This is a genomic window from Mesorhizobium sp. Cs1321R2N1 (assembly GCF_037179725.1).
GTDB classification, from domain to species: Bacteria; Pseudomonadota; Alphaproteobacteria; order Rhizobiales; family Rhizobiaceae; genus Mesorhizobium; species Mesorhizobium salmacidum.
On the sequence record NZ_JAPYKP010000268.1, the window covers coordinates 1 to 3007 of the forward strand.

Sequence of the window (3007 nt, forward strand, 5' to 3'; positions counted from 1 at the left end):
TCAGGGAGTGGGCATATGCCGTGGCTTATGCGAACTCCGACCATCGCGCCGCCGAGTTGCCCATATGGTTGCATCGGTACAATTGGCACCGTCCGCACGGAAGCCTAAAGTCCAAACCGCCAATCAGCCGCCTGGGCCTGACCAAGGACAACCTGTTGAGGCTCCACACCTAGGTGTTGATACATCTGCCCTGAGGCCCGTCCTCGATAAAGCCGAAAGTGCGATCGGTGATCAGGGCCTCGACCTTGCCAGGATGGGATCAGACGGGTTCGGCCGAAGCGGGAGGTGCCCGTCGATGGACGGTATTCAACATGGTCGATGCATTTGTCGTGTGCCGCATTGACAAGCCAATGCATGAAACCTAAGCACAGGCACCCAGGGCCGGGGGGCTTTGGCATGTCAAGGAGAGCTTTTTGAAAGGAATTATCCTTGCTGGAGGCAGTGGAACACGTCTTTATCCACTAACATTAGCGGTCTCTAAGCAAATTCTTCCCATTTACGACAAGCCGATGATCTATTATCCGCTGAGCGTGTTGATGCTCGCGGGAATACGAGAGATTCTGATCATTTCGACGCCTCGTGATCTGCCCGCTTTCCGTGGTTTACTCGGCGACGGATCTGATTTTGGGCTGGCACTGTCTTACGCCGAGCAGCCGCAACCCAATGGCCTCGCGGAAGCCTTCATCATCGGCCGCGATTTCATCGGCAAGGACAGCGTGTCGATGATCCTGGGCGACAACATCTATTTTGGCGACGGGCTGTCGCAGCTTTGCCGCGCCGCGGCATCGCGCCAGAGGGGCGCTTCGGTGTTCGCCTACCATGTCGAGGATCCCGAGCGCTATGGCGTGGTGTCTTTCGACAAGGCGACCGGAACCGCGCTGACGATCGAGGAAAAGCCACAAACACCGAAGTCCAACTGGGCCGTCACGGGGCTCTATTTCTACGACAATGATGTCGTCGACATCGCCCCGACCATCCGTCCTTCGCCGCGTGGCGAGATCGAGATCACGGCGGTCAACAACGTCTATCTCGAGCGCGGCCAGCTCCATGTTCATCGGCTGGGACGCGGCTATGCCTGGCTCGACACCGGCACCCATGACAGCCTGCACGAAGCCTCTTCCTTCGTACGCACGATCGAACATCGCCAGGGCATCAAGGTCGCCTGCCCGGAGGAAATCGCCTTCGAACAGGGTTGGCTGACGGCGGACATGGTGCTGGAGCGCGCGGCCCGCCTGGGCAAGAACGAATACGCCGCTTATCTGCGCCGGCGCGTCGTCGATCTTTCGGAGGGCTAGAGATGCTGGAGGTGAGATCCCTGGGCATCGATGGGGTGCTTGAAATCGTTCCGAAACGCCATGGCGACGCACGTGGGTTCTTCATGGAAACCTACAATGCCGAGCGCTTTTCGCAGGCCGGCATTGATTTGACTTTCGTGCAGGACAACCACTCCTATTCCGCTGCCCCGGGCGTCCTGCGCGGGCTTCATTACCAGCTTGCGCCGCGCGCCCAGGACAAGCTGCTGCGCGTTATCCGTGGCAGTATTCTCGACGTCGCGGTCGACATCCGCCGCGCCTCGAAAACCTTCGGAAAATGGGTCGCCCTCGAAGTGTCGGCCGAAAAAGGCAACCAGATCCTGGTGCCAAAGGGCTTCGCGCATGGCTTCGTCACACTCGTGCCCGACACCGAGGTGCTGTACAAGGTGACCGACACCTATTCGCCCGAGCATGACCGGTCGATCCGTTTCGACGATTCTGCCATCGGCATAGAATGGCCGTCGCTGGCCGGCGGGTTCCAGCTTTCCGACAAGGACCTCAAGGCGCCTATGTTGGCCGCGGCCGAGGTGTTCGCCTGATGGAGCGTGTGGTGCATAAGGACGACGGGATGAATTTTCTGGTGACGGGCGGTGCCGGCTTCATCGGTTCGGCGGTATGCCGGCATCTGTGCGCCAATCCGGCCTACCGGGTGACCAACCTCGACAAACTGACCTATGCGGGCAATCTGGCCTCGCTGCGGCCGATTGAGAATGTCCACAATTACCGCTTCGCCCAGGCCGATATCTGCGACGAGAGGGCGGTGCTCGACATACTGCGCCGCGACGATATCGACATCGTCATGAACCTCGCCGCCGAGAGCCATGTCGACCGCTCGATCGATGGACCGGGCGCCTTCATCGAGACCAACATCGTCGGCACCTACAAGATGCTCAATGCCGCGCTCGAATACTGGCGTGGCCTGTCCGGCGACAGGAAAGCCCGTTTCCGCTTCCATCACGTCTCCACCGACGAGGTGTTCGGCGATCTGCCCTTCGACGGCGGCATGTTCGTCGAGGAGACGCCCTACGCGCCGTCCTCGCCCTATTCCGCCTCGAAGGCGGCCTCGGACCATCTGGTGCGCGCCTGGCACGAGACCTACGGCCTGCCGGTCGTACTCTCCAACTGTTCGAACAATTACGGGCCCTATCATTTCCCCGAGAAGCTGATTCCGCTCGTCATCCTCAACGCGCTCGACGAAAGGCCGCTGCCGGTTTACGGCGCCGGCGCCAATGTGCGCGACTGGCTGTTCGTCGAGGATCACGCGCGTGCCCTGGAACTGGTCGCCACGAAAGGCCATCCGGGCGAGAGCTACAATGTCGGCGGCAATTCGGAACGCACCAACCTAGCCGTCGTCGAGACGATCTGCGACCTGCTCGACACCAGGCGTCCGCGCGCCGGCGGCAGGCGCTATCGCGAGTTGATCTCCTTCGTCACCGATCGCCCCGGCCATGACCGCCGTTACGCCATCGATGCTTCCAAGATAAGCCGCGAGCTCGGCTGGACGCCCAGGGAGAATTTCGACAGCGGCCTTGCCAGGACCGTGGACTGGTTCCTCGACAACAAATGGTGGTGGGGGCCGATCCGCGAACAGCGTTATGCCGGCGAAAGGCTGGGCGAAGCACGCAAGGTGGGCGCGTGAGGCTCCTCGTCACCGGACGCGACGGCCAGGTCGCGGCGAGCCTGCTCGAGACCGG

4 protein-coding genes are annotated in these 3007 nt (G+C 61.3%); all 4 read left to right on the forward strand.

Features of this window, described 5'->3' with window-relative positions; all coding sequences use genetic code 11:
- Window positions 1–173, forward strand: a 173-nt coding sequence (locus O7A61_RS31710) for an integrase core domain-containing protein (RefSeq protein WP_337133101.1), incomplete at its 5' end; no start/stop codon positions are given.
- Window positions 174–413: 240 nt separating this feature from the next.
- Window positions 414–1295 carry a glucose-1-phosphate thymidylyltransferase RfbA gene (gene rfbA, locus O7A61_RS31715; RefSeq protein ID WP_140717955.1) on the forward strand — a complete coding sequence of 294 codons (882 nt, stop codon included), beginning with the start codon at window positions 414–416 and terminating at the stop codon, window positions 1293–1295.
- Between the two features lie 2 nt (window positions 1296–1297).
- Window positions 1298–1852, forward strand: a complete 555-nt coding sequence (gene rfbC, locus O7A61_RS31720; protein ID WP_337133100.1) for a dTDP-4-dehydrorhamnose 3,5-epimerase — start codon at window positions 1298–1300, stop codon at window positions 1850–1852.
- Window positions 1853–1881: 29 nt separating this feature from the next.
- Window positions 1882–2952 carry a dTDP-glucose 4,6-dehydratase gene (gene rfbB / locus O7A61_RS31725; RefSeq protein WP_027145914.1) on the forward strand — a complete coding sequence of 357 codons (1071 nt, stop codon included), beginning with the start codon at window positions 1882–1884 and terminating at the stop codon, window positions 2950–2952.
- The last annotated feature ends 55 nt before the right edge of the window (window positions 2953–3007 follow it).